23 protein-coding genes are annotated in these 23,897 nt (G+C 72.2%); 13 read left to right on the forward strand and 10 right to left on the reverse strand.

Annotated elements, in window-relative coordinates:
• Positions 1-74: 74 nt before the first annotated feature.
• From FXF51_RS17030 to FXF51_RS17040, 3 genes are read left to right on the forward strand one after another with little or no spacing between them, the layout of a single operon-like run.
• Positions 75-821 carry a siderophore-interacting protein gene (locus FXF51_RS17030; RefSeq protein ID WP_262379579.1) on the forward strand — a complete coding sequence of 249 codons (747 nt, stop codon included), beginning with the start codon at positions 75-77 and terminating at the stop codon, positions 819-821.
• A gap of 46 nt (positions 822-867) precedes the next feature.
• Positions 868-1,707: a metalloregulator ArsR/SmtB family transcription factor gene (locus FXF51_RS17035; RefSeq protein WP_148435435.1), complete on the forward strand. Its 840-nt coding sequence runs from the start codon at positions 868-870 to the stop codon at positions 1,705-1,707.
• Positions 1,704-2,303, forward strand: a complete 600-nt coding sequence (locus FXF51_RS17040) for a dihydrofolate reductase family protein (protein WP_148435436.1) — start codon at positions 1,704-1,706, stop codon at positions 2,301-2,303. Before FXF51_RS17035 ends, FXF51_RS17040 begins: the two co-directional genes overlap by 4 nt.
• Positions 2,304-2,305: 2 nt before the next feature.
• Here FXF51_RS17040 and FXF51_RS17045 read toward each other — a convergent pair whose 3' ends face one another.
• Entirely contained in the window at positions 2,306-3,658 is a 1,353-nt protein-coding gene (locus FXF51_RS17045; protein WP_148435498.1) for an FAD-binding oxidoreductase, read from the reverse strand.
• A gap of 182 nt (positions 3,659-3,840) precedes the next feature.
• Here FXF51_RS17045 and FXF51_RS17050 point away from each other — a divergent pair, with 182 nt between their 5' ends.
• Complete coding sequence (locus tag FXF51_RS17050) at positions 3,841-4,764, forward strand: RNA polymerase sigma-70 factor (protein ID WP_148435437.1); 924 nt, start codon at positions 3,841-3,843, stop codon at positions 4,762-4,764.
• A 95-nt stretch (positions 4,765-4,859) separates the two neighbouring features.
• Here the strand turns inward: FXF51_RS17050 and FXF51_RS17055 are convergent, their stop codons facing one another.
• Entirely contained in the window at positions 4,860-5,141 is a 282-nt protein-coding gene (locus FXF51_RS17055; protein ID WP_148435438.1) for a DUF3040 domain-containing protein, read from the reverse strand.
• Between the two features lie 132 nt (positions 5,142-5,273).
• On the opposite strand from FXF51_RS17055, the gene FXF51_RS17060 reads away from it, so the two are divergent.
• The 4 genes from FXF51_RS17060 (at position 5,274) to FXF51_RS17070 (ending at position 11,230) form a co-directional block, all read left to right on the forward strand.
• Positions 5,274-6,305, forward strand: a complete 1,032-nt coding sequence (locus FXF51_RS17060; RefSeq protein WP_148435439.1) for an Rv2578c family radical SAM protein — start codon at positions 5,274-5,276, stop codon at positions 6,303-6,305.
• Between the two features lie 108 nt (positions 6,306-6,413).
• Positions 6,414-6,536, forward strand: a complete 123-nt coding sequence (locus FXF51_RS62615; RefSeq protein WP_262379580.1) for a hypothetical protein — start codon at positions 6,414-6,416, stop codon at positions 6,534-6,536.
• An 84-nt stretch (positions 6,537-6,620) separates the two neighbouring features.
• Positions 6,621-9,776 (forward strand): S41 family peptidase, encoded by a 3,156-nt coding sequence (locus tag FXF51_RS17065; protein ID WP_148435440.1) that lies wholly within the window; start codon positions 6,621-6,623, stop codon positions 9,774-9,776.
• Between the two features lie 161 nt (positions 9,777-9,937).
• Positions 9,938-11,230: a glycosyltransferase family 4 protein gene (locus FXF51_RS17070; RefSeq protein ID WP_148435441.1), complete on the forward strand. Its 1,293-nt coding sequence runs from the start codon at positions 9,938-9,940 to the stop codon at positions 11,228-11,230.
• A gap of 42 nt (positions 11,231-11,272) precedes the next feature.
• Here FXF51_RS17070 and FXF51_RS17075 read toward each other — a convergent pair whose 3' ends face one another.
• From FXF51_RS17075 to FXF51_RS17095, 5 genes are all read right to left on the reverse strand, one after another.
• The gene (locus FXF51_RS17075) at positions 11,273-12,193 is read right to left on the reverse strand and encodes a S1C family serine protease (protein WP_148435442.1); all 921 of its coding nucleotides are present in this window, start codon (positions 12,191-12,193) and stop codon (positions 11,273-11,275) included.
• 39 nt (positions 12,194-12,232) lie between these two features.
• Positions 12,233-13,276: a methyltransferase domain-containing protein gene (locus tag FXF51_RS17080; protein WP_148435443.1), complete on the reverse strand. Its 1,044-nt coding sequence runs from the start codon at positions 13,274-13,276 to the stop codon at positions 12,233-12,235.
• A 131-nt stretch (positions 13,277-13,407) separates the two neighbouring features.
• Positions 13,408-13,974, reverse strand: coding sequence for a hypothetical protein (locus FXF51_RS17085; RefSeq protein ID WP_148435444.1), 567 nt, complete (start codon positions 13,972-13,974; stop codon positions 13,408-13,410).
• A gap of 76 nt (positions 13,975-14,050) precedes the next feature.
• Positions 14,051-14,407: a fluoride efflux transporter CrcB gene (crcB, locus tag FXF51_RS17090; protein WP_148435445.1), complete on the reverse strand. Its 357-nt coding sequence runs from the start codon at positions 14,405-14,407 to the stop codon at positions 14,051-14,053.
• 73 nt (positions 14,408-14,480) lie between these two features.
• Positions 14,481-14,930, reverse strand: a complete 450-nt coding sequence (locus tag FXF51_RS17095; protein WP_262379582.1) for a fluoride efflux transporter FluC — start codon at positions 14,928-14,930, stop codon at positions 14,481-14,483.
• A gap of 72 nt (positions 14,931-15,002) precedes the next feature.
• Between FXF51_RS17095 and FXF51_RS17100 the strand changes: the two genes are divergently transcribed.
• Positions 15,003-15,716 (forward strand): HNH endonuclease family protein, encoded by a 714-nt coding sequence (locus tag FXF51_RS17100; RefSeq protein WP_222871321.1) that lies wholly within the window; start codon positions 15,003-15,005, stop codon positions 15,714-15,716.
• A gap of 103 nt (positions 15,717-15,819) precedes the next feature.
• On the opposite strand, the gene FXF51_RS17105 is transcribed toward FXF51_RS17100, so the two are convergent.
• A complete protein-coding gene (locus FXF51_RS17105) occupies positions 15,820-16,656 on the reverse strand; it encodes a GDSL-type esterase/lipase family protein (protein ID WP_148435446.1) in 837 nt (278 codons plus the stop codon).
• A gap of 218 nt (positions 16,657-16,874) precedes the next feature.
• Here FXF51_RS17105 and FXF51_RS17110 point away from each other — a divergent pair, with 218 nt between their 5' ends.
• Positions 16,875-18,104 carry an isochorismate synthase MenF gene (locus tag FXF51_RS17110; protein ID WP_148435447.1) on the forward strand — a complete coding sequence of 410 codons (1,230 nt, stop codon included), beginning with the start codon at positions 16,875-16,877 and terminating at the stop codon, positions 18,102-18,104.
• Between the two features lie 9 nt (positions 18,105-18,113).
• On the opposite strand, the gene FXF51_RS17115 is transcribed toward FXF51_RS17110, so the two are convergent.
• On the reverse strand, positions 18,114-18,734 hold the full coding sequence (locus FXF51_RS17115; RefSeq protein WP_148435448.1) for a YigZ family protein: 621 nt from the start codon (positions 18,732-18,734) through the stop codon (positions 18,114-18,116).
• An 80-nt stretch (positions 18,735-18,814) separates the two neighbouring features.
• Here FXF51_RS17115 and FXF51_RS17120 point away from each other — a divergent pair, with 80 nt between their 5' ends.
• The 3 genes from FXF51_RS17120 to FXF51_RS17130 all read left to right on the forward strand — a co-directional run bounded on the left by FXF51_RS17120 (position 18,815) and on the right by FXF51_RS17130 (position 22,923).
• Positions 18,815-19,168, forward strand: coding sequence for a hypothetical protein (locus FXF51_RS17120; RefSeq protein WP_148435449.1), 354 nt, complete (start codon positions 18,815-18,817; stop codon positions 19,166-19,168).
• A 105-nt stretch (positions 19,169-19,273) separates the two neighbouring features.
• Positions 19,274-21,298, forward strand: coding sequence for a hydantoinase/oxoprolinase family protein (locus FXF51_RS17125; RefSeq protein ID WP_148435450.1), 2,025 nt, complete (start codon positions 19,274-19,276; stop codon positions 21,296-21,298).
• Positions 21,295-22,923, forward strand: a complete 1,629-nt coding sequence (locus tag FXF51_RS17130) for a hydantoinase B/oxoprolinase family protein (protein ID WP_148435451.1) — start codon at positions 21,295-21,297, stop codon at positions 22,921-22,923. Before FXF51_RS17125 ends, FXF51_RS17130 begins: the two co-directional genes overlap by 4 nt.
• A gap of 86 nt (positions 22,924-23,009) precedes the next feature.
• Here FXF51_RS17130 and FXF51_RS17135 read toward each other — a convergent pair whose 3' ends face one another.
• Entirely contained in the window at positions 23,010-23,837 is an 828-nt protein-coding gene (locus tag FXF51_RS17135; RefSeq protein WP_222871322.1) for a metallophosphoesterase family protein, read from the reverse strand.
• Positions 23,838-23,897 lie beyond the last annotated feature (60 nt).

The raw sequence follows: 23,897 nt of genomic DNA on the forward strand, positions 1-23,897 counted from the left end.
GTTCCGTTGACATCCTAGGGCATCTATGTTTCCTTAATGCCTCTAAGGAATTTTACCCTCCCTAAGGAGCCGTCGTGGCACGCAACCCGTTGGCGAGCGCCTTCGCCAAGTACGTCATGGAGGCCCGCGTCAGCGACGCCGGCCTCGTCACCCCGACGATGCGCCGCATCCGCCTGGCGACCGAGGAGCCGATCGCGTTCCCCTACCGGCCCGGCCAGCACATCCGCGTCCAGCTCAACGACCCGCTGTCCGTCTACGGCATCCTGCGGCCGGCCGAGACGCTCCGGACGTACACGATCTGGGACCTCGACCCCGACCGGCGCGCGCTGGAGCTGCGCGCGCACCTCTACGGCGGGGACGGGATCGGGCTGCGCTGGGCGCGGGAGGCGGCGCCGGGGGACGCGGTGACGTTCTGGTGGCCGCAGGGCGACTTCTTCACCCACGACGACGCGCCGTTCCACCTGTTCGCGGGGGACGAGACGGCGAGCGCCGCGTTCGGCCCGATGTTGCGCGGGCTCGGGGATGACGCGCGGGTGCACGGGGTGCTGGAGAGCGAGTCCGCCGAGCACGACATGCCCATGCCCGGCCCGCACGAGCTGCGCCGCGCGCACCGCCGCGGCGCGCCCGCCGCGTCCTCGCGGACCCTGCTCGCCGCGGTGGCGGGCCTGGAGCTGCCCGGCAACACCGGCGCCGCCTACCTGGCGGGAGAGGCGCGCACCTGCCAGATGATCCGCGACTACCTGGTACGCGAGCGCAACTGGCCGCGCAAGGCCATCAAGGTCAAGCCGTTCTGGACGCCGGGCAAGCGCGGCCTCCACTGAAAGTATTCCTTGACACGAATATTCTTCATGGCGAATACTTATGGCCATGGAGGAACTCCTCACCGCGCTGGCCGACCCGGCCCGCTGGCGGCTCGTGGGCCTGCTGGCCGAGCGGCCCCGTCCGGTCGGCGTCCTCGCGCAGCTCGCCGGGGCACGCCAGCCGCAGACGACCAAGCACCTGCAAGCCCTGGAGCGCGCCGGTCTCGTCACCTCCCAGCGCACCGGGCAGCGCCGGATCTACGCGCTGCGGCCCGAGCCGCTGCGCGACCTGGCGGCGGCGCTCACCCGGCTCGCCGACACCGCCGGTCAGGCCGGTGGCTCGCGGGAGACGTTCGACCTCTACGGGGTCAGCCTTGAGGCTGCGCGGGCGGAGGCGGAGGGGCCGGGGTGGGCCGACGGCCGGACGTTCACGTTCCGGCGGTCGCCGGCCGGGAGCCCCGAGCTGGTCTGGCGGCACCTGACCGAAACCTCGCTGCTCGCCGAGTGGTGGACGCCCGACGACCTGCGCGTCTCGCGACTCGTCTTCGATGCGCGGCCGGGCGGGCGGATCGTCCACGAGTACCGCGACGCCGACGACATCGACGGCTCCGACCAGGTCGCCGGGTACGCGGAAGGGATCGTCGACGACGTGCGTCCCGGGGAGCACCTGTCCTACCGGCTCTCGCCGCTGCTCCCCGGCGGCGAACCGGCCTTCACCTCCCACGTCGAGTTCGCTCTCCGTCCCGCCGGCACGGGCACGGACCTCGAGGTGACCTTCCGGATCACCGGCAGCACCGTCGGCTCCGCCGACTTCATCGCAGGCATCGAGCTCGGCTTCGGCCAGAGCCTCGACAAACTCGCGGCCACCGTCGCCGCCTACGACACCGACAGCAGGAGCACGAAATGACGCAGCACAACGGCCGCAGGGTCGTCACCAACATCGCCCTCTCCCTCGACGGCCGCTACGCCCAGCCCGGCAACCCCGTGGACATGGGCTGGGTGATGCCGTACGCCGTCAGCGACGTCGCCCGCGACCACCTGACCAGCCTCTGGGAACCCGCGACGACGGCCCTGCTCGGGCGGGTCAACGCCGAGGGCTTCCTCGGGTTCTGGCCGACCGTCATCGGCATGGAGGGGGCCGACCCGCGCGACGAGGGGTTCGCCAAGTGGCTGGTGGACGCCGACAAGGTGGCGCTCTCCTCCACCCTGCGTGAGGCGCCGTGGGAGCGTACGGCGGTGCTCGACAGGCCGGCCGCCGAGGTGGCCGGGGAGCTGAGGGGGACGGCGGGCGGCGACATCCTCGTGCTGTCCAGCGCGAGCGTCATCAAGGCGCTGCTCGCGGCCGACCAGGTCGACCGGCTGGCGATCACGGTGTTCCCCGTCTTCCTCGGCGGCGGGCCGCGCCTGTTCGACGACGGCCTGCCCGCGGGGCGGTGGGCGCTCGCCCGGCAGGCCGCGGGCGAGGACGGGACGCTGTCCCTGGTCTACGACCGGGCGCGCTGACCTCATCGCGGCCGGACGTTGTGGTTGCGGGCGAACAGGTTGCCGGGGTCGAACTCGCGCTTGACCGCCGCGAGCCGCTCGTACGTCCTGGCCGGGTAGACGGCGGCGACGTCCGCCTCGGTGGCGGAGCCGAGGAAGTTCGCGTACGCGCCGGTGACGTGCGGCGCGAGCCTCCCCCACAGCGCGTCCATGGCGGGACGGGCGGCCTCCACGACCGGCCCGGGGCCCGCCGTGGTGGTCACGATCATCAGCTCCGCCCTGCGGTGCGCGTAGGCCGTGGCCTCCTCGGGGACGCGCGACACCGCGCCGCCGAGGCTGCGCACGGAGATGAGCGGCGCCCCCTGCGCCGCCCCCGCCTCGGCGAGGATGCCCAGCACCGCCGCCGCCGACTCCTCGCCGGCGAACCCGCTCCTGGGGGCGAACCGGATGCCGGGCGGCGGGATCACACCCTCCACCAGGACGTCCCCGTACGGCCGCAGCGACACGTCGTCGTCGATCACCGCGCCGAGGCCGCGGATCGGGCCGATCGCCTCGGCGGCGAGCCGCGGGTCGTCGCCGTCGAAGGTGACGAGCACCTCGACCGGCGCGTCGGGGCCGCCCGCGAAGGGGTTGGCGAAGTTCACGATCGAGGTCAGCTCCTCCGGCGCGGTGCGCAGGTGGTCCGCCCAGCCCTGGAGCACGGTGGCCGCCTGCCGCGCCGGGAAGGTGATCCTGCCGTGGAAGACGTCCGTCGTCGGGTGCGCGGCGAACTCGAAGGCGGTCACCACGCCGAAGTTCCCGCCGCCGCCGCGCAGCGCCCAGAACAGCTCCTGATTCTCCTCCGCGCTCGCCCGCACCACCGCGCCGGCCGCCGTGACCAGCTCGGCGGCGACGAGCTGGTCCAGGGCCAGGCCGTGCTTGCGCACCTTCCAGCCGATGCCGCCGCTCAGCGTCAGGCCGCCGACGCCGACGCTTCTCGTGTCGCCCGAGGAGATCGCCAGGCCGTGCGTGGCCAGGGCGGTCGCGACCTGGCCCCAGGTGGCGCCGCCGCCGATCCTGACCAGGTGGTTCTCCTTGTCGATGAGGTCCACCGCGGAGAGCGCGGAGAGGTCGATCACGATGCCGCCGTCGTTGGTGCCGAAACCGGCGAAGGCGTGGCCGCCGCCGCGCACGGACAACGGGGGCGTCGCAGTCGATCGGGCGGCGGCGAAGGCGACCGCCGCTCGCACGTCCGCGACGCTCTCGGGCCGCAGGACGCAGGCGGGGCTGCCCACGGCCAGAACCGAACGGCTGACCGACTCGTACGCGTCCGCGCCCGGCTCGATGATCGCGCCGCCGAAGTCGCGGCGCAGGTTGTTCAGCGCTGAAGTGCCCATCACGTTCCCATCTCGACTGGCCGGCCGGTGCCGGACGACCAGGAGATGCCGCCGGCCCGAGCCTTGTGACAGCGCACCGGACGTGATGTACGCCACACCGCCTCAAGCGGGCAACATGGTCACAAAACTCCACACACCGACATCTGGTGCACGTGACAGTCGAAAGCGAACTGGAGTCGTCCATGCCTGACCTGCCGGAGCGCCGTGCGCCCGAAGACCTCGAAGGGAGCACGAACCGTCCGGACCCCGCCACCGGCACCTTCGTCACCCACCGCAACCTCCTGTTCACCGTCGCCTACGAGCTGCTCGGCTCCGCCGCCGACGCCGAGGACGTCCTCCAGGAGACCTGGCTGAAGTGGGTCGGCGTCGACCTCGCCGAGGTGCGCGACCAGCGCGCCTACCTGGTGCGGATCGCCACCCGCCAGGCCCTGGCCAGGCTGCGGACGCTCGGCCGGCGCAAGGAGTCCTACATCGGCCCCTGGCTGCCCGAGCCCCTGCTCACCACGCCCGACGTGGCAGAGGACGTCGAGCTGGCCGAGAGCGTGTCGATGGCGATGATGCTGGTGCTGGAGACGCTCGCGCCGACCGAGCGGGCCGTGTTCGTGCTGCGCGAGGTGTTCGGGCTGGACTACGAGGAGATCGCCGAGGCCGTCGGCAAGAGCCAGGCCGCCGTCCGGCAGATCGCCCATCGGGCGCGGGCGCACGTCGCGGCCCGCCGGCCGCGCGAGGCGGTCTCCCCCGCCGAGTCCCGCGACGCGCTCGCGGCCTTCCATCGGGCCATCCAGACGGGCGACCTGCAGAACCTGCTCGACATCCTCGCCCCGGACGTCGTCCTCCTGACCGACGGGGGCGGCATCAAGCAGGCCGCGCTGGCGCCCGTCATCGGGGCCGAGAGCGTGCTCGCCGTGTTCGGCCGGCTCCACGCCTCGCGGTCGATCTCGCCGGCGCAGGTCAACGGCTACCCGGCGCTGGTCATCCGGATCGACGGCGAGCTCGACACCGTTCTGGCGGTGCGGGTGAACGAAGGGCTCATCACCGGGCTGTACGCCGTGCGGAACCCCGAGAAGCTGTCACGCATGGATCAGGAGACCCCCCTGAGCCGATGAGGCGGAAGCCCGGCGCACCCCGCCGGGCGCCCCGCACCTTCCGGAAGCCCGCACGGCCGGGCCCTGCGACAACCTGGGACAACCTGGGGGCTCGGTCAGAAAGCCACGGCCAGAGCCATCGCGGCGGCGGCCTCATGACGCAGGACCATGATCAGAAGCGTGGCGACCAGCGTGGCGATGAGCACCCAGCTGATCAGGATGATGACCGTAGAGCGGCGGGGCCGGCTCCGAGGCGCGCGCTGCCCGTTCGACTTCGCCTCATCGCGACGCACCCGCTCGTTGAACGACTCAAGCCGAGCGACGAGTCGCGGATCGTCATCGACGAGGTGCTGCTCGATCTGGGCCAGCATCCGCTCCTCGTCCTGCGACCAGGCCATAGGTACCTCCCGAACGCAAGCTCTGTGGCGTCTTCCTGCCCAACCATGAAGATCATTAGCCCCCGCCTGACCACTTAATTGCCACCTCTTTTCAGTTTGCGATCATGTTGGAACACCTGTTCTAATCATGGCATGCGCTGGGACAACCTCCGCCTGACCGCCCCGGGCGGAGCCGATCCGACCGAGCCGCTGTTCGCCCGCGGCGCGGTGACCCGCACGTTCGACACGCCCGAGTTCAAGGGGATGACCTTCTACGAGATCCGGGCCAGATCCATCATCAACCGGGTCCCCGGCGCCAGCCGAGTCCCGTTCGACTACACGATCAACCCCTACCGGGGCTGCGGTCACCGCTGCGTCTACTGCTTCGCCAGAAAAACCCACGAGTACCTCGACCTCGACGCCGGCGCCGATTTCGACTCCAAGATCGTCGTCAAGGTCAACGCCGCCGAGCTGGCCCGCAAGGAGCTCGCCGCACCCCGCTGGGCCGGCCACCACGTGGCCATGGGCACGAACGTCGACTGCTACCAGCGCGCGGAGGGCCGTTACAAGCTGATGCGCGGCGTCCTCACCGCCCTGCGCGACGCCGCCAACCCCTTCTCGATCCTCACCAAGGGCACCCTGATCCTGCGCGACCTCGACCTCCTCACCGAGGCCGCCGACGTGACGGACGTCAGCGCCAACGTCTCGGCGGGCTTCGTCGACGACGACCTGTGGCGCGCCGTCGAGCCGGGCACCCCCGGCCCGCGCCGCCGTCTCGACACCTGCGCCACCCTCAACGACAACGGCATCGCCTGCGGCGTCCTGATGGCCCCGATCCTCCCCTACCTCACCGACTCCCCCGCCCAGCTCGACCGCACGGTCCAGGCCATCGCCGAAGCCCGCGCCACCCACGTCTCCCCCATGGTCCTGCACCTGCGCCCGGGCGCCCGGGAGTGGTGGCTGAGCTGGCTCTCCCGCGAGCACCCGCGCCTGGTGCCGCGCTACCTGGAGCTGTACGGCCGGGGCGCGTACGCCCCGAAGTCCTACCAGCAGCGCGTCACCGCCCTGGTCAGGGACCTCGCGGAACGCCACGGCGTCGGCCGCGCCACACCGGCGGCGGCCCGCCGCGTCCCACCCCGCCGCCCGGCCGCTCCGGCGGAGCCCGAGCAACTCCGTCTCCTCTGAGCCACCCCAGCCCGCATAGGTGGTATGTCGGGTTTCGTTGCTAGATGGGTATTAAGGGGCTTGGTGTACCAATCAGGTGCATCTCATCCGTTACAGGGGGGATTTCCGATGGCTGACACGAAGAAGAAACCGGCTTCCAAGTCCGGCAAGTCCAAGAAGCAGGCCATCAAGAACAACAGGCAGGCCAAGGAGACGAAGCGGGAAACCCGGAAGTCCACCGACGAAGGCTGAGCACCGGCCGTCCGACGGTGATGTGATCGGACGGCCGCGGCCCCGCGTGCGCCCCGGCTGTCCGATCGAACCAGTGGAGCTGTCATGTCGGCTTACCTGCGTTTCCCCGCCGTCTTCCAGGACGTGGTGGTCTTCGCCGCCGAGGACGACCTGTGGATGGTCTCGGCCCACGGCGGGCGGGCCTTCCGGCTGACGGCCGGGCTGGCCGAGGCCGGTTACCCGCGCATCTCGCCGCGCGGCGACCAGCTCGCGTTCGTCGGGCGCGAGGAGGGCCCGGAAGAGGTGTACGTGATGCCGTCCGGCGGCGGCGCGGCTCGCCGGGTGACCTTCCACGGAGCCCGCTGCACGGTGACGGGGTGGGATCCGGAGGGGCGCATCCTGTACGCCAGCGACCAGTCCCAGCCGTTCGAGGGCCGCAAGTGGCTGCACCGGGTGGCGCCGGGCGGGGTGCCGGAGCGGTTGCCGTACGGGCCGGCGAACTCGATCGCGTACGGACCCGAGAGCATGATCGTGCTGGGCCGCAACACCGCGGACCCCGCGCGGTGGAAGCGGTACCGCGGCGGCACCGTGGGCGACCTGTGGATCGACGCCGGCGGCGACGGCGAGTTCGGCAGGCTGATCAGGCTGCCGGGGAACCTGGCCTCGCCGTGCTGGAGCGGCGGCCGGGTGTGCTTCATCTCCGACCACGAGGGCGTCGGCAACGTCTACTCGTGCACCCCTGACGGCCAGGGCCTGCGCAAGCACACCCACCACGACGACTACTACGCGCGCAACCTGTCCAGCGACGGCCAGCGGCTGGTCTACCACGCGGGCGCCGACCTCTACCTGCTGGAGCCCGAGCAACTGGGTGAGCCCGGTGAGCGGCCGCGCAAGCTGGAGGTGCGGCTGGCCAGCTCCAGGACGCAGCGCAACCGCAGGTTCGTCGAGGCCGCCGACTACCTCGACAGCGCCACGCTGAGCCCCGACGGCAGCGCGCTGGCGATCACGGCGCGGGGCAAGGCGTACGCGATGGCCGACTGGGAGGGCCCGGTACGCCAGCACGGCTCCCCCGACGGCGTCCGCTACCGCTTCCTGACCTGGCTGAACGACGGCGTGCGGCTGATCGCGGCGGCCAGCGACGACGGCGACGAGGAGAAGCTGGTCATCCTGGAGGGCGGCGAGGGCGGCCCCGGCACGGAGGTGGCGCGGCTGGGCCGGATCAACGATCTGGTCCCGGACCCGGCGCACGACCGGGTCGCGGTCGTCAACCACCGCCACGAGCTGCACCTGCTCGACCTGGAGACGGGCCGGGCGGAGCTGGTGGAGGCCAACCCGCACGGCCCGCCCGAGGATCCGGCGTGGTCGCACGACGGCGAGTGGCTGGCGTACGCGAGCCCGCTCAACGCGCAGACCACCGCGATCAGGCTGCATCATCCGGGGACGGGCCGGACGGCGCAGGCGAGCGAGCCGGTGCTGAAGGACTCGATGCCCGCCTTCGACCCTGGCGGGAAGTATCTGTACTTCATCGGCCAGCGGGCCTTCTCCCCCGTCTACGACCAGCTCCAGTTCGATCTGGGTTTCCCGCTGGGCACCCGCCCGTACGCGGTGGCGTTGCGCGAGGACGTGCCGGACCCGTTCGTGCCCCAGCCACGCCCGCTGCACGAAAAGGACGACGACGATGACGAGGAGGAGGACGAGGACGGCGAGGCGCTGCGGGTGGACGTGGCCGGGCTGGCGCGCCGGGTCACCGCGTTCCCGCTGCCCGAGGGCCGCTACGAGCGGGTGGCGGGGCTGAAGGGCGGCAAGGCGCTGATCCTGACCAGCCCGCTGCACGGGGACGACACGCTGCACCTGTTCGACTTCACCAAGGGCGAGAGCGAGACGTTCGCCGACGGGGTGAGCGGGTTCGAGCTGGGCCGCGACCACAAGACGCTGCTGTACCGGGCGGGCGCCAGGCTGCGCGTGGTGAAGGCGGGCGAGGTGGCGGGCGAGGAGGAGACGCCGGGGCGGGAGAGCGGCTGGATCGACCTGTCGCGGATCAAGGTGTCGGTCTGCCCGGAGGCGGAGTGGCGGCAGATGTTCAGGGAGGCGTGGCGGCTGCAGCGGGAGAACTTCTGGACCGAGGACATGGCGGGCGTGGACTGGCCGGCCGTGTACGACCGGTACCGGCCGCTGGTGGAGCGGGTGACGACCCGGGGCGAGTTCTCCGACCTGCTGTGGGAGCTGCACGGCGAGCTGGCCACCAGCCACGCGTACGAGAGCGGCGGCGAGTACCGTCCCGGCCCCGACTACAGCCAGGGCAAGCTGGGCGTGGACTGGCGGCTGCGCGACGGCGTCTACCACATCGCCGCGATCGTGACGGGCGACCCGTGGGATCCCGAGGCCACCTCGCCGCTGAACCGGGTCGGGCTGGACGTCCGTACGGGCGACGCCGTCCTGGCCATCAACGGCGCGCCCATCGGCGTGTCGGCGGCCACCCCGAACGAGCGCCTGGTCAACCAGGCAGGCGAGGAGGTGGAGCTGACGCTGCGCCGCGAGGAGCGCGTCTTCACCGTCACCGTGCGGGCGCTGGCCGACGACCAGCCCGCCCGCTACCGCGACTGGGTGAACCTCAACCGCGCCCAGTGCCACCAGCGCTCCGGCGGCCGGATCGGCTACCTGCACGTGCCTGACATGGGCCCGGACGGGTTCGGCGAGTTCCACCGGGGGTTCCTGGCCGAGTACGACCGGCACGCGCTCATCGTGGACGTGCGCTTCAACGGCGGCGGCCACGTGTCGTCGCTGCTGCTGCAGAAGCTGGCCAGGCGGCGGCTGGGCTACGACTACCCGAGGTGGGGCGGCCCCGAGCCGTACCCGCCGGAGTCGCCGCGCGGCCCGCTGGTGGCGGTCACGAACGAGTGGGCGGGCTCCGACGGCGACATCTTCAGCCACACCTTCAAGCTGCTGAGGCTGGGCCCGCTGGTCGGCCGGCGCACCTGGGGCGGCGTGATCGGCATCTGGCCGCGCCACACGCTCGCCGACGGAACGGTGACGACGCAGCCGGAATTCTCCTTCGCCTTCGACGACGTGTTCGATGACGGGGGGTGGCAGGTGGAGAACTACGGCACCGATCCTGACATCGAGGTGGACATCACCCCGCAGGACTACGCCAGGGGCGTGGACACGCAGCTGGAGCGGGCCATCGACGTCGCGCTGGAGCTGCTGGCCGAGCGCCCGCCGCATACCCCCGATCCCCGGCATAGGCCGCGCATGCAACCTTGATGACCTTTCCGGCGTCTAAAGATCATAGGTGGGGAAAGTGCATCGGGGATGAACAGAATGCACTCCGCCGACGGAGAGAGTAGGGCCGGTGGTGAGAAGTCCGTTCTCACCACCGGCCACGTGTGTTGAGACTGCTTCCGCGACTAAGGGGGATTTGTCAGGTGCGCGCACTGGCACGCAAGGGCAAGTCGGCGATGCGACGGCTTTATCGGGGATACAACCGGCGCAAGGCGAGCAGCGCGCCACCGCCCTCGACCGGGCAGGTACGCATCCTGCTCCTGCACGCCTACGGGATGGGCGGCACGATCAGGACGGTGTTCAACCTGGCCAGCTACCTGGCCGAGAGCCACGACGTCGAGATCGTGAGCGTCCTGAAGGAGGCCGAGGAGCCGTTCTTCCCGATCGACCCGCGGGTGAAGTTCCGCTTCCTGGACGACCGGATCAACCCCGGGCACGACCCCGTACGCTCGATGTTGTCGAAGATGCCGAGCAGGCTCATCCCCAAGGAGGAGTCGGCCTACCACCGCTTCAACCTGTGGACCGACCTCAGGCTGGCCCGCTTCATCCGTTCCCTCGACACCGGCGTGCTGATGGCGACCCGCCCGGGGCTGAACCTCGCGATGGCCCAGTTAGCGCCGCCCGGCGTGATCACGATCGGGCAGGAACACGTGGCCCTGCGCACGCAGCCGGAGCCCGTCCAGGAACTCGTCAAGTGGCGTTACCGCCGCCTCGACGCGCTGGTCACCCTTACCAAGGCCGACCTGCGCGACTACCGCGAGACGCTGCCGAAGAAGCCGCGCAAGCTGGCCCGCATCCCCAACGCGGTGCCGCCGATGTCGGGCGAGATCTCCAAGCTGGACGCCAAGGTGGCCGTCGCGGTCGGCAGGATGACCCGCATCAAGGGCTTCCACCGGCTGATCACCGCCTGGGAGACGGTCGCCGCCGCCCACCCCGACTGGAAGCTGCGCATCTACGGCGCGGGGCCGCAGGAGGAGAACCTCGCCCAGCAGATCGTGGAGGCGGGCCTGGAGGGCAAGGTCGAGCTGCCGGGGCCGACCACCGACGTGGGTGCCGAGCTGGAGAAGGCGTCGATCTACGTGCTCAGCTCGCGGCACGAGGGCTTCCCCATGACGATCCTGGAGGCCATGGCCAAGGGGCTGTCGATCGTCAGCTTCAACAGCCCGCACGGGCCCAAGGAGATGATCACGAACGAGGTGGACGGGCTGCTGGTCAAGCCGCGCACCAACGCCAACCTCGCCGCGTCGATCATCCGGGTCATCGAGGACGAGCAGCTCCGCCGCGGGCTGGCCGCCGGGGCGCTGGAGACGGCCCGCGCGTACGACGTGGACGTCATCGGACGGCAGTGGGACGACCTGCTCGCCGACCTGCTGGCCCGCCGCGAGGCCAAGTCCCGCCCGGCCGTCGCACCCGAGCTGCCGCCTCCCTGCCCCTGACCGGGCGTGTTCTGACGCCTCCCGGCCCCTGATCAGGCGTGTTCAGACGCCTGTGCCGGTGAGCTCCACCGGCTCGGCGATCACGTCCACCAGCGCGCCGTTCCGGTGCACGGTGATCGGCAGCGGCCGTCCGATCGCCTTGGCGAACATCAGCCGCTGCAGGCTCTGCGCGTCGCCCACCGGGGTGCGCCCGGCGCTCAGCACCAGGTCGCCGGCGCGCAGCCCGGCCCGGTGCGCGGGCGACTCCGGCACCACCTCGACCACGCGCAGCGCCCCGTTCTGCCCAGTGCGCCGCCGCAGTTCCTCGGGCAGCGGCGCCGGGGACGTCACCAGCCCGAGGAACGCCCGGCGGACCCGCCCGTCCCTGATCAGAGCCGCGATGATGGAGCGGGTCGTGCCGTTGACCGGCACGGCCAGCCCCACCCCGATCCCGGCGACCGCCGTGTTGACGCCGACCACCCGCGCCCGCGAGTCGGCCAGCGCCCCGCCGGAGTTGCCAGGGTTGAGCGCCGCGTCGGTCTGGATGACGTCCTCGATCAGCCGCATGTTCGCGCCGCTGCGCGCGGGCAGCGAACGCCCCAGCCCGGACACCACTCCGGCGGTCACCGACCCGGCCAGCCCGAGCGGGTTGCCCACGGTCACCACGAGCTGGCCGACCACGAGCTCGTCGCTGTCGCCCAGCTCGGCGGGCGGCGGCGTGGCCGCCTGCGCCCTGATGACCGCCAGGTCCGACAGCGGGTCCCGGCCGATGACCCGGAAGTCGCCGGAGGAGCCGTCGGCGAACGCCACGGTGCCGGACCTGGCGGAGCCGACCACGTGCGCGTTGGTCAGCAGGAACCCGTCCGCGGTGAACACCACCGCGGACCCGCTGCCCTGGCGGGTCCGCACGCCGGCCACCTTGGGCAGCAGCTCCGCCGCCACGGACGAGACGACCTGGGAGTAGGCGTCGAGGGGGTCCGCCATGGGGTCCTCCAGATGATTACTTGCTTACACGGTAACCCCTCACGGCCGCGCCTCGTAGACGATGTTGAACGGTGTCTGCGCCACCCGGCGGAACCGGCCGAACCCGGCCTCTGCCGCCAGCCGCCGCACCGGCTCCTCGCCCGCCTGCGCGCCGAGGGCGTAGCCGCCCTCCTGCGACAGCGCGTTCGGCACGCACAGGAACGCCGAGAAGGCGTAGTAGGCGCGGCCCACCGGGTTGAGGTTCTCGCTCAGCGACGAGCCCGCCGCCGGCTCCACGATCATCCAGGTGCCGTCGTCGGCGAGCTGTCCGCGCACCCGCCGCGCCGCGCCGAGCGGATCGCCCATGTCGTGCAGCGCGTCGAACGTGGTCACCAGGTCGTACGGGCCGCCGTCGAAGGTCTGCGCGCTGCCCACCCTGAACTGGACGCGGTCGCCGAGCCCGTGCGCGCCGGCCCGCTGGCGGGCCCGTTCGACGGAAGCGCCATGGTAGTCCCAGCCGACGTACGCCGAGGCGGGGAACGCCCGCGCCATGAGCGTGGTGGACGCGCCGTGCCCGCACCCCACGTCGGCGACCCGGATCCCGGCGCGCAGGCCGGCCTCCACGCCGTCGAGCGCGGGCAGCCAGCCGCTGACCAGGTTGGCCGTGTAGCCGAACCGGAAGAAGCGCTCGCAGCCGGAGAAGACGTCCGCGTCGTGCTCGTGCCAGCCGACGCCCTGCCCGGTGCGGAACGCCTCGGTGATGCGCGGCTCCGCCTTGAGCGCGCCGATGGCGAGCTGGAAGCCGCCGAGCACGGGGCCGTCGGGGTCGGTCAGCGCGTACGCCTGCTCCTCGGTCAGCCAGTAGTGCCCCGTTTCGGTGTCGTACTCGACGTAGCCGCCCGCCGCCTGGCCGCGCAGCCACTCCTCGACGTAGCGCGGCGCGGTGCCGGTGCGGTCGGCCAGCTCCTCCGGCAGTTGCGGCTTGTCGGCGAGCGCCTGGTAGAGGCCGAGCCGATCGCCGACGACGACGCCGCCCGCCGCCATGGTGGCGCCGACGTCGCTGACGAACTTGCCGAGGAACTGCATCAATCGTTCTTCGTTCATCGCCGTGGTCTCCCCTGAGTCGTGTCGTCGGGCGGGGAGCGGTGCCGCGGACCGCCCCCGGCTCCGGCCGATCAGCGGGATGGAGCCGTCGCCCTCTCCCTGAGGGGCGTGACATTCCGTTCCACGGGGGGCTAGCGCGGGGGCTGGCGCGCGGTGACGCTGCGGGCGACGGCCTGGGCGGCCCGCCAGATCAGGCCCGCGTGCGCGGCAGGCGCCTGCGCGGTGATGACGAGCGCCTGCCCCGCCCCGAACGGCACCAGGTGGTGCGACTGCCGCCAGTTCTCCCCTTCGTGCCGGTAGGCGATGTCCACCGACTCCAGATCGGGGTCGTGCCGCTGGGACAGCATGGTCTGGCCGGGCCCGGCCAGCTCGACGAGCGGCGGGATACGGTCGCGCGCCACCGGCCCCTGCGGGTAGATGAGGCACTCGTCCGGCCCCCACAGGTAGAAGGGGGTGGAGTCGCCGCTGGGCGCGGACTCGATGGCGAACTCCTCCGGCCAGATCACCGAGTACAGCGAGGTCTCGATCCGCCAGAGGCGTTCCTCGGGGCCGGGCAGCACGTCCACGACCTGCTCCACGGTGCGGGCGTCGGCCACGTCGACGGTCGCGGTGCGGGTCGTCTCGCCCGCGCCCTGGATGACGGTGACGACGCCGGGAGTGCCGGGGGAACGTTCGAAGCCGTAGGGCCACCAGGGCACCAGTGTCACTCCGTGCCCCGTCAGCCGCGCTAACACCTGACCCACGTGCCGTCCCTCCCCGCCGACGCGCCGATGATCATACTGCCTGGGCCAGCGCCGCCCCGCAGTAGGCCGCGCCCAGCCCGGCCACCACGCTGACCACCGCGTTGGCGGCGGCTTGGAAGCGGGCGCCCTTCTCCATCAGCCGTACCGTTTCGTACCCCAGCGTCGAGTACGTCGTCAGCGCCCCGCAGAATCCGGTGCCCGCCAGCGCCATCAGCCCGCCGTCCGCCGGCAGCGCGGCCAGGAAGCCCAGCAGCGCCGACCCGGCGACGTTGACCGTCAGCGTCCCCCAGGGGAAGCCGGTGTCGTGCCGCGCCTGCACGGCCCGGTCGGCCAGGTAGCGCAGCGGCGCACCCACCGCCGCGCCCAGCACGATGAGCAGCACCGTCACCGCGCGCCCGCCCTCGGCACGAGGATCAGCGCCGTCACCGCGAGCCCGCCCTCGGGCACGAGGATCAGCGCCGTCACCGCGCGCCCGCCGTCACGGACGCGATCCGCCGGGTGAGCCACATGCCCGCCGCCACCGCCGCGAGCGCCGCGATCATGGTCGCGGCCAGGTAGACCAGCCCGGTGACCGGCGCGCCCGCCGCGACCGTGCCCCGCGCCTCCACCACGTACGTCGAGAACGTCGTGTACCCGCCCAGCACCCCCACCCCCAGGAACGGCCGCACCAGCCGAGGCGCCCGGCGCACCTCGGTGATCACCACCATGAGCACCCCCATGAGCAGGCAGCCCGACACGTTGACCAGTAACGTCGCCCACGGAAAGTCGGCCGGCCCGGACGGCAGCGCCATCTGCAAGGCATGCCGGGCAAGGGCACCGAGCGCGCCGCCGGCCGCGATCACGGCGAGCACCGGCCACAGCCGCTCGGCACGCCGCACAGGCATGTCAAGATCGATGGGACGCTCGGTCACACAACCCTCCCCGTGTCGAAACGGGCGAAGCCGGGAATTTCTCTAGACAACCTCATGCTCGTGGAGGCGTGCTTGAGCACCAAGGACGCGGTCGCGGTCCTCGCCGGAGCCATCATCGTCGTTTCCTTCATCGGCAGCGCCAAGACCCAGCCCGCGACGGCGGCCAGCCCTCTGGGCAACGTCAGCGGCACTCTACCGGGTCTGGCCCCCATCATCTCCGACACCGAGAAGTCCGAGGCACGGGGGCTCATCAAACGGCTGCGAGTCAGAAACCTCGGGCCGAACACCGGCTACGCCCGCACCCGGTACGGAGAGAACTGGGCCGACAGCGCGACCGGGGTGCCGTACGCGCGCAACGGCTGCCGCACCCGCGACGACCTGCTGGCCCGCGACGGGCAGAACGTGAAGTTCAGAACCGGCTCGACCTGCGAGGTCGTCTCGATGGAGCTGACCGACCCCTACACCGGGCGGCTGATCCACTGGCACAAGGACAACGCCGACGAGGTGCAGGTCGACCACGTGGTCCCGCTGAACTACGGCTGGCGGATGGGCGCGCCCCGCTGGGCGATGGCCAAGCGGCTGGACTTCGCCAACGACCCGCTCAACCTGCTGCCCGTCGACGGTGACGCCAACGAGCAGAAGGACGCCTCGGGGCCGGCGAACTGGCTGCCGCCCCGGCGCGGCGTGCGGTGCGCTTACGTCACCCGGTGGGCACAGGTGGCACTCAAGTACGACATTCCCGTCACGCCCGCCGACAAGAAAACCATGCTCGCGCAGTGCCGCTGACACGGCACCATGCTCGCGCAGTGCCGCTGACCGGCGCCGTGCTCGCGAGTGCCGCCGACACGGCACCATGCCCATCCAGCGCGCAGCGCCCGCCCCGTGCTCGCTATCGCGGGTCGAGCCAGGTGAAGCCGCGCGCGTAGGTGCGCTCCGCGAGCACCCGCTGCCCCGAGGTGTTGGGGTGGAAGTAGTCCCATTTGCTGACGTGGTCGAGGGTGAACGGGTAGGAGAAGACCGCTCCCCCGTCGGTGCGGCAGCGCGGCCCGTACGCGGCGCAGGCCGCGGCGGCGGCCCGGTTGAACGCCATCACGCGGGCCCGCACCCGGGTGCGGCGCTGCTCGTCGGCCCGCCGGGTGGAGGTCGGAGCGGCCAGCATCGACTGGCAGATTCGCCCCGTCGTCCAGAACGTGCGGGCCAGCGCGTTACCCTTGCCGACCTGCCACAGCCGCCGCACGTCAGGGATGCTGGCGATCAGCACCCTGGCCCCCGGCACGCCGGAGCGCAGCGCGGCCAGCGCCGCGTCCAGGCGCCGCCGGTAGGTCTCGACGGGCGTCATCGACTGCTCGGTGCGGGTGCAGGCGTCCTGGGCGCCTATGAGAATCGTCACGTAGTCGGCCTTGGCCGCGATCGCCTTCTTCATCTGGGCGAGCAGGTCGGCGCTGGTCGCGCCGGGGGCGGCGAAGTTGGGGTTGTGCTTCTGGAGCGTTCCAGACAGCTCGGCGAGACGGGCGTAGTGGCTGCTGACCTCGGCGCTGTCGCCGGTGGACCAGGAGCGGGCCGTGCAGGAGACGTACCAGCCGCAGGCGTTGAAGCCGGTGGAGATGGAGTCGCCGAGAGCGGCCATGACGGTGGGGACGGGCTGGGCCGAGCTCGCGGCCTGAACGGGTGGTGCGCCGGTGAGGACGACGGCGGCGGCCAGGACGGGCCCCAGTCGAGCGATCATGAGCACCAAGGTAGGGAGCCGATCACCGGCCCACTATGGCCTCAGGGCAAGGTCTGCCAGTTCAGGACCGACTTCATATCGCCGCTTGACAGACCAGACCGAAACTGGTCCGTCCCAATATTCCTTGGCATCCGGTTTTTTCTGGGTTCTTTGCCCGTAACCCTGCATTCACGGGGGTCCGAGTCGAACGTGTTCAGTTCCCGCATAGAGTGTCTTGGGTGAGTGTCGCGCTCGGAACAACCCGCCCGCTGCCGGTTCGCACCACCCCTGTTGGCGACCCCGGCGACCTGCTGGCTTCCCTCCCCCGTACGGCCCCCTACGCGTGGATCAGGAACGGAGAGGGCCTCGTCGGCTGGGGAGAGGCCGCCCGGGTGGCCGTGCCTCCTGGCCCCGGCAGGTTCGCCTGGGCCCGCGAGTGGCTGGCCACCGTGCTGGGGGACGCGCAGGTGCGCGACGACGTGCGCACCCCCGGGTCCGGCGCGGTCGCCTTCGGCAGCTTCACCTTCGACGAGGACGCCCACGGGTCCGTCCTCGTCGTCCCGCGGGCCGTGCTCGCCCGCCGCGACGGCCATGCCTGGCTGACCACCGTCGGCGACGCTCCCCTGGAGACGTTCACCCCGGTCCGCGACCCGGGCCGGATCAGCTACGGCGACGGCAGCCTGACCGCGCCCGAGTGGCAGGGCGTCGTGGCCCGCGCCGCGCGGCGCATCCGCGAGGGCGAGCTGGAGAAGGTGGTGCTGGCCCGCGACCTGGTCGCCACCACCGAGCGGCCGATCGACGTGCGGCTGCTGCTGTCCAGGCTGGCCGCCCGCTACCCCGAGTGCTACACGTTCTCGGTGGCGGGGCTGGTCGGCGCCACGCCTGAGCTGCTGATCCGGCGTACGGGGCAGGAGATCGAGTCGCTCGTGCTGGCCGGCACGACCGCGCGCGGCACCGGCGCCGCCGACGACCTCGCGCGCGGGGCGGCGCTGTTCGCCTCGGCCAAGGACCGGCACGAGCACGAGTGCGCGATCGCCTCCGTACGCCAGACGCTGGCGCCGCTGTGCTCCTCCCTCACCACGCCCGACGAGCCGGAGCTGCTCGTGCTGCCGAACGTGCAGCACCTGGCCAGCCACGTCACCGGCCGGCTGGCCGACGGGGCTTCGGTGCTAGACGTGGTGGCGGCCATGCATCCGACGGCGGCCGTCGGCGGCACCCCGACCAAGACGGCGATCCAGGTCATTCGCGAGCTGGAGGGCATGGACCGCGCCGGGTACGCCGGGCCGGTGGGGTGGATCGACGCCAACGGCGACGGGGAGTGGGGCATCGCGCTGCGGTCCGGGCAGGTGCAGGGGCGGCGGGCCCGGCTGTTCGCGGGCGGCGGGATCATGGGCGACTCCGATCCGGCGGCCGAGCTGGCCGAGGCGCAGGCGAAGTTCCGCGTCATGCAGTACGCGCTGGAGGGCTGAGGGGGCCGCTCAGGCCGGGACGTGGAGGCCGTCGCCGATCTCCACGCGCGCCCGGCCGGCCGTCAGCGTGGCCACCCAGTCGGCGAACGCGGCCACCTCGTCGTCGCCCACCGCGACGTCGAACGTGACCTCCCCCGCGTAAGCCACCTCCCGCACCGCGTGCCGGGAGGCCCGCAGGTCGTTCTCCACCCGCCCGGCCTGGTCGTGCGCCACCGCCACCCGCACCAGCTTGGCGGGGACCATGCGCACCGGGTCGGCCCGGTCGAGCGTCTCGGTGACCGCCGAGCCGTAGGCGCGCACCAGCCCGCCCGCCCCCAGCAGGGTGCCGCCGAAGTACCGCGTCACCACCGCCACCACGTCGCTGAACCCCCGCCCGACCAGTGCCTGAACCATGGGCGTGCCCGCGGTGCCGCCCGGCTCGCCGTCGTCGTCGCCCTTCTGGATGCGCTCCCCGATCACGTACGCCGTGCAGTTGTGGCTGGCGGCGGGATGCTCGCGGCGGCGGCCCGCGACGAAGGCGGCGGCCTCCTCGACCGTGCGCGCCGGGGCCAGGGCGCAGATGAAGCGCGAGCGCCGCGCCTCGGTCTCGTGTTCGACGACGGTCTTCAGCGTGAGGTACGGGGCAGGCACAATCGCAAGGGTATGCCCTCGCCGCCGGAACTTCGGGAGCTACCATCTCGTCATTCCATAAGGACCTATGGGAGGGTCTCATGGACACTGCGGACAATGTCATGCCTTTCGTCACGGCGGCGATCGACGCGTACGGCACCGGGGTGCTGGCCAAGACCAGCGAGCTGGCCGCGGACACGGAGGTGGCTCGCGGCTCGCGCATCCTGCAGCGGGTCTTCGGCCGGGGGGACGCGCAGGCACACCAGGTGATCGGCCGGGTGGCCGGCGCCAAGCCCGACGACGAGTCGGGCCGCGCGGCCCTGCGAAAAGCGATCATGGAGGAGTTCCGGGCGGACCCGCTGTTGCGGCGGGAGGTGACCGCGATGCTCCTCCGGGTGCCGGTCACCGGCTCCGGGGAGCGGTCGGTGGCGGTGGGGGACATAACAGTGGCCTGATCGTCACGGGGGGAACGGCGTCCCCTTGCGGGATGCACTGCCGGACGCGCCGCGGTGTGCGGCCCGCACATCGCGGCGGTCCCGGCACCTCGTACGGTTCTCGGCATGAGCTATCGCGTCGCCATGGACATCGGCGGCACCTTCACCGACGTCGTCTGCTACGACGAGCGGTCGGGTGCCGTCACGGCATCGAAGGCGCCCTCCACCCCGGGCGACCTGGCCGAGGGCGTGTTCGCCGCGCTCGGGCGGGTCGTGGACGATCCGTCGGGCATCTCGTTCTTCGTGCACGGCACCACCCAGGGGCTCAACGCGCTGCTGGAGCGCAAGGGCGCCCGCGTGCTGCTGCTGGCGAGCGTGGGCGGCCGGGACGTCTACCAGATCGCCAGGGGCAACCGGGACCGCATGTTCGACCTGCGCTACCGCAAGCCGGAGCCGCTGGTGCCGCGCCAGGACGTCATGGAGGCGGGCGGCCGGCTCGACTACCAGGGCCGGGAGCTGGCGCCGCTGGACGAGGAGTCGGTGCGGGCGGCGGCGCGGCGGGCGCGGGCCGAGGGGTTCGACGCGGTGGCGGTGTGCCTGCTGTTCTCCTACGTCAACCCGGCGCACGAGGTCAGGGCGGGTGAGATCCTGCGGGCCGAGCTGGGTGACGACGTGCTGGTGGTGCTCTCGCACGAGGTGGCGCGGGAGTGGCGGGAGTACGAGCGGACGTCGTCGGCGGTGCTGGAGGCCTACACCGGGCCGGTGGTGCGGCGGTACCTGGCCGGGATCGAGCGGCGTTTCGCCGAGCGCGGGCTGGCCGTGCCGGTGCACGTGATGCAGTCGTCGGGCGGGGTGGTGAACGCCGCGTACGCCAGGCGCCGCCCGCTGCAGACGCTGCTGTCGGGGCCGGTCGGCGGGACGATGGGCGGCGTGGCCGCCTCCCGGCTGCTGGGCGCCAGGAATCTGATCTGTGTGGACATGGGCGGCACGTCCTTCGACGTGTCGCTGGTCGTGGACGGCCGCCCGGACGTCAACAGCGAGGCGCGCATCGAGGGCTACCCGGTGCTGATGCCGATCGTGAACCTGCACACGATCGGCGCGGGCGGCGGCTCGATCGCCTACGCGGAGGCGGGCGCGCTGCGGGTCGGCCCCGAGTCGGCCGGCGCGGTGCCGGGCCCGGCCTGTTACGGCAGGGGCGGCTCGCGGCCGACCGTCACCGACGCGAACGTGGTGCTGGGACGGGTGGATCCGGCGTGGTTCGCGGGCGGCCTGATGACGCTGGACGCGGAGGCCGCCGGGGCGGCGGTGGCGGAGCTGGCCGGGGAGCTGCGGCTGGATCCGCTGGCGCTGGCCGAGGGCGTCTGCGACGTGGCCAACGCGAAGATGGCGCAGGCGATCCGCACGCTGACCGTGGAGCACGGGGTGGAGCCGCGCGAGTTCGCGCTGGTGGCGTTCGGCGGGGCGGGGGCGATGCACGCGGTGTTCATCGCGCGGGAGCTGGGCATCTCCGAGGTGGTGGTGCCGCGCTTCCCCGGGGCGTTCTCGGCGTGGGGGATGCTGGAGGCGGAGGTGCGCCGGGATCTGACGCATCCGTACTTCCGGCCGCAGGACACCCTCGACGGCGCCGACATGTACAGAAATTTCATGACCTTGGAGCGGGAGGCGCTCGACGCGCTCGCCGGGCAGGGCGTCCCCGAGGAACGGCGGCGCGTGGAGCACGCCGTGGACCTGCGCTACGAGGGCCAGGACTACACGCTCACCGTCCCGCTGCGCGACGCGGCCGAGCCCGCCGAGCCGGAGTTCCCGGCGGAGATCGCGGCCCGCTACGCCGAGGCGCACACCGCGCGTTACGGGCACGCCACACCCGAGGCGCCGGTGGAGTTCGTCATGCTGCGCAGCACCGGGTTCGGCACGTTCCCCCGCACCGCCGCCCCGGCCGTCGCCGCCACCGCGAGGGACGCTCCGGACGTACGGGATGTGATCTTCGACGGCGCGGTGCACCGCACCCCCGTGCTGCGCCGCGCGAGCCTGGACGGCGAGCTGGCAGGGCCGGCGATCGTGGTGGAGGAGACCGCGACCACGGTCATCCCGCCCGGCTGCCTGGCCACCGTGGACGACAACGGCTTCCTCATCCTGAAAGTGGACACGTGATCGACCCCGTCACCACCGAGATCATCCGCTGCGCGCTGCTGCAGGCGGCGGAGGACATGAACACCACCCTCATCCGCAGCTCCTACACCCCCGTCATCTACGAGGCCAAGGACTGCGCCGTCGCGCTGCTCGACCGCGACCACAACGTGCTCGGCCAGTCGTCCGGGCTGCCGATCTTCCTCGGCAACCTGGAGGTGTGCACCCGCGAGACCGAGCGCCTGTACGGGCGGGAGGTCTGGCAGGAGGGCGACGTGTGGGTGCTCAACGACTCCTACATCGGCGGCACCCACCTCAACGACGTCACCGTCTACGGGCCGATCTTCGCCGGCGGGGAGCTGGCCGGGTTCGCGGCCTCGCGCGCGCACTGGCTCGACGTCGGCTCCAAGGACCCGGGCGGCTCCATGGACTCCACGTCCATCTTCCAGGAGGGGCTGCGGCTGGGCCCGGTGAAGGTGTACGTGGGCGGCGAGCCCTGCCGCGACCTCCACGAGGTGATCTCCCGCAACGTCCGCTTCCCGCACGCCACGCTCGGCGACCTGCGCGCCCAGGTGAGCTGCGCGATGACCGGGCAGCGGCGGCTGAAGGAGATCGTCGGCCGGTGGGGCCTGGAGACGGTGCTGGCGGCCCGCGACGAGATCTTCGCCCAGACCGAGCGGATGGAGCGGGCGGCCATCGCGGCCATCCCCGACGGGGTGTACGAGGCGTCGGGGTTCCTCGACAACGACGGCATCGACCTGGTCACGCCGCTGCCCGTGAACGTCACCGTCACGGTGTCGGGCCAGAGCGTGCACGTGGACCTGACCGACTGCGCCGACCAGGCGCTCGGGCCTGTCAACTGCGGCGCGGCGCAGGCGGTGGCGGCCGTGCGCGTCGGCTACAAGCTGCTGGTCTCCGGTGACGTGCCGCTCAACGGCGGCTCGTTCCGCCCGCTGTCGGTGGAGACCAGGCCCGGCTCCATGCTGGCCGCCGAGTCGCCGGCCGCCTGCCAGTACTACTACTCGCACCTCGGGCTGCTCATCGACCTGGTGGTCAAGGCCCTGGCGCCGGTGCTGCCCGGCAAGGCGGCGGCGGCCTCGTACGGGGACTCCATGATCGTGCAGTTCACCGGCACGGACCCGCGCACCGGCAAGCTGTACGTCTCCCAGGAGGCCACCGTCGGCGGCTGGGGGGCCTGGGAGGGCGGCGACGGCGAGAGCTGCCTGATCAACAACGTCAACGGGTCGCTGCGGGACATGCCGATCGAGGTGCTGGAGACCTTGTTCCCGGTCCGCGTCACCCGCTACGAGGTGCGGCCGGACACCGGCGGCGCCGGGCAGTGGCGGGGCGGGAACGGGGTGGTGCGGGAGTACGAGTTCTGCGGGGACACGTCGCTGTCGCTGTGGTTCGAGCGGTCGGTCACGCCGGCGTGGGGGCTGGCGGGCGGCTCGGCGGGGGCGCCTCCCCGGGTCACGCTCAACCCGGGGGGCGGTGGGGAGCGGGAGGTGCTCAAGGTCAACGCGCTGCCGGTCAAGGCGGGGGACGTGCTGCGGTGCGAGTCGGGCGGTGGCGGCGGGTACGGGCCGCCGGACCGGCGCGCGGCCGAGGCGACGGCGGCCGACCTGGCCCAGGGCATGATCACCCGCTGACCTCGCTTCCCTGTCTCTCGTGCGGCACCACTTCGGCGCGCCACCGACCGCGTCGAGCGGGCCGGCCCCCGGCCCGCCTCAAGGGGCTATGCGTTCGGCAGTACGTCGCGCAGCAGCCGGCGGTTGCCGGGACGGGGCTTCCACTCCCTCGGATAACCCAGCGACACCTCCTCGAACCGCACCCCGTCATGCCAGGTCACGCGCGGAATGTGCAGATGGCCGTAGATCATCGCCGCCGTGCGGTGACGGCGATGCCAGTCACGCGTGGCCGTGGTGCCGCACCACTGCGCGAACTGCGGGTAACGCAGCACGTCCGTCGGCTCGCGCACCAGCGGGTAGTGGTTGACGAACACCAGCGGCACGTCGTCGTCCAGCTCCGCCAGCCGCCGCCGCGTCAGCGTCACCCGGGCGTGGCACCAGGCGTCACGCGACGGGTACGGATCCGGGTGCAGGACGTACTCGTCGGTGCAGACCACGCCCGTGCTGTGGGCGTACGTCAGCGCGCTCTCCTTCGTGTGGTGCCCCGGCGGCAGGAACGTGTAGTCGTACAGCAGGAACAGCGGCACGATCCGCACCGGCCCGCCCGCCCCCTCCCACAGCGGATACTCGTCCTCCGGCGTGACGACGCCCAGCTCACGGCACATCTCCACCAGATGCTCGTAACGCGCCACGCCCCGCAGCTCCGGCGGCTCGCCCGGCACCGTCCACAACTCGTGGTTACCCGGCACCCACACCACCCGCTCGAACCGGCTCGCCAGCAGGCCCAGCGCCCACCCGATGCCCTCCAGCCGCTCCCCCACGTCGCCCGCCACCAGCAGCCAGTCGCCGGGCGTGACGGGTTTCAGCTCCTCCACGATCGCCCTGTTCTCCGGGTAACCGATGTGCAGGTCGCTGACCGCCAGCAACCTGCTCACGCCAGACAGCTCCGCCTCCGCCAACGGGGCCTCCTTCCGGGGGTGCCGTTACGAGCATGC

It is taken from the genome of Nonomuraea sp. PA05 (assembly GCF_008086045.1).
Taxonomy (GTDB): Bacteria; Actinomycetota; Actinomycetes; order Streptosporangiales; family Streptosporangiaceae; genus Nonomuraea; species Nonomuraea monospora.

Bases quoted from the DNA above. Each gene is read 5' to 3' on its own strand.
- FXF51_RS17065 (WP_148435440.1), top strand. From the start codon at position 6,621: ATGTCGGCTTACCTGCGTTTCCCCGCCGTCTTCCAGGACGTGGTGGTC.
- FXF51_RS62615 (WP_262379580.1), top strand. From the start codon at position 6,414: ATGGCTGACACGAAGAAGAAACCGGCTTCCAAGTCCGGCAAGTCCAAG.
- FXF51_RS17120 (WP_148435449.1), top strand. From the start codon at position 18,815: ATGGACACTGCGGACAATGTCATGCCTTTCGTCACGGCGGCGATCGAC.
- FXF51_RS17035 (WP_148435435.1), top strand. From the start codon at position 868: ATGGAGGAACTCCTCACCGCGCTGGCCGACCCGGCCCGCTGGCGGCTC.
- FXF51_RS17045 (WP_148435498.1), bottom strand. From the start codon at position 3,658: ATGGGCACTTCAGCGCTGAACAACCTGCGCCGCGACTTCGGCGGCGCG.
- FXF51_RS17075 (WP_148435442.1), bottom strand. From the start codon at position 12,193: ATGGCGGACCCCCTCGACGCCTACTCCCAGGTCGTCTCGTCCGTGGCG.
- FXF51_RS17125 (WP_148435450.1), top strand. From the start codon at position 19,274: ATGAGCTATCGCGTCGCCATGGACATCGGCGGCACCTTCACCGACGTC.
- FXF51_RS17105 (WP_148435446.1), bottom strand. From the start codon at position 16,656: ATGATCGCTCGACTGGGGCCCGTCCTGGCCGCCGCCGTCGTCCTCACC.
- FXF51_RS17050 (WP_148435437.1), top strand. From the start codon at position 3,841: ATGCCTGACCTGCCGGAGCGCCGTGCGCCCGAAGACCTCGAAGGGAGC.
- FXF51_RS17055 (WP_148435438.1), bottom strand. From the start codon at position 5,141: ATGGCCTGGTCGCAGGACGAGGAGCGGATGCTGGCCCAGATCGAGCAG.
- FXF51_RS17080 (WP_148435443.1), bottom strand. From the start codon at position 13,276: ATGAACGAAGAACGATTGATGCAGTTCCTCGGCAAGTTCGTCAGCGAC.
- FXF51_RS17040 (WP_148435436.1), top strand. From the start codon at position 1,704: ATGACGCAGCACAACGGCCGCAGGGTCGTCACCAACATCGCCCTCTCC.
- FXF51_RS17060 (WP_148435439.1), top strand. From the start codon at position 5,274: ATGCGCTGGGACAACCTCCGCCTGACCGCCCCGGGCGGAGCCGATCCG.